This window comes from Vibrio genomosp. F10 str. 9ZD137 (assembly GCF_049974785.1).
Classification (GTDB): Bacteria; Pseudomonadota; Gammaproteobacteria; order Enterobacterales; family Vibrionaceae; genus Vibrio.
This window is the reverse complement of sequence record NZ_JBNGCJ010000775.1, coordinates 1-1,326: the sequence shown is the minus strand read 5'-3', so window position 1 is coordinate 1,326 and position 1,326 is coordinate 1. Positions and strand designations below refer to the sequence as shown.

Sequence of the window (1,326 nt, the reverse complement as noted above, 5' to 3'; positions counted from 1 at the left end):
GGCTCTCGACAGAATCTAGAACAGCTCGTCACGATTAGAACCAACGACCAATACGTTCAAGGTTTATAATGAAATAGGCGGTTCACTAGAAAGGCCGCTAATTTAGTGGCCTTTTTCATCACAAACAGATGCTGATTCTTTTTTACATTCTAGCTTGAGATTCTTCAACTAAGACATGTGCTTGAACTGTAACTCAACCAATCGTTGATACAACTCACAGCTGTTTAGTAATGATTGGTGATCCCCAACATTGACTAATCGCCCTTGGTCGAGCACTGCTATTTGGTCGGCATGCTTAATTGTCGATAATCGATGAGCAATAATGAGCGTCGTTCTTCCACGCATCAACTCTTTCAACGCTTGCTGCACATGATGCTCACTTTCGCTGTCTAGTGCGCTCGTCGCCTCGTCTAGCAATAGAATGTTAGGATCTTTTAAGATCGCACGCGCAATAGCAATCCGCTGTTTTTGTCCACCCGATAAACGTACTCCTCTTTCACCAAGAAAGCTTTGATACCCCTGAGGCAAATTCATAATAAATTCATGCGCATGGGCTTTTTTCGCCGCGTCGATCACTTGTTCATCAGTGGCATCGGGGTTGCCGTAACGAATATTATGAAATACATCGTGGCTAAATAACGCAGGCTGTTGAGGAACCAGTGCCATTTGTTGACGTAGCTCATAAGGATCAAACTCACGTAGGTCGATACCGCCAAGAGTGACCAGACCTTTCTGTGGATCGTAAAACCGTTGAAGAAGCTCAAACAGCGTGGTTTTACCCGCTCCTGATGGCCCGACAAGCGCTAAAACCTTACCTTCCTCTGCCCTTAGAACAAGGTTATCGGTGGCTGCTTGGTCAGGTCTTGACGGGTAGTGAAAAGTGACATTCTCAAATACCACTTCGGCTGGTAAGCTAACTGGTGACCGAGTATTACGATTAGGCGCGACAATATTGCTTTCCACTTGAAGCAGTTCGATCAACCTTTCTGTTGCGCCCGCTGCCCGTTGGAGTTCGCCTAGCACTTCTGAGATTGTCCCCAGAGATGAGGCAACCATAATGGCATAAAAGACAAAAGCCCCGAGATCCCCCGCTGACATATTACCGTTGATGACATCACTTCCACCTACCCAAAGCATCCCTGCGATCGCACTGAATACAATCACAATAACGCCCGAAATTAAGATAGCGCGCTGTTTTACTCGTTGGCGACCAATTTCAAATGCTTTTTCCACTTCAATCGAGAACGCTTTCTTTTCTTGCTCTTCGTGGCTGTAGCTTTGAACGGTTTTGATATGTTCAATGGCTTCACCGGCGTAGCTGCCTAC

The 1,326-nt window shown here is 46.1% G+C and carries 1 protein-coding gene; it reads right to left on the bottom strand.

What is annotated here, in order from left to right; all coding sequences use genetic code 11:
* Window positions 1–168: 168 nt before the first annotated feature.
* On the bottom strand, window positions 169–1,326 hold a 1,158-nt coding region (locus tag ACP45E_RS18100), incomplete at its 5' end, for an ATP-binding cassette domain-containing protein (protein WP_141707408.1).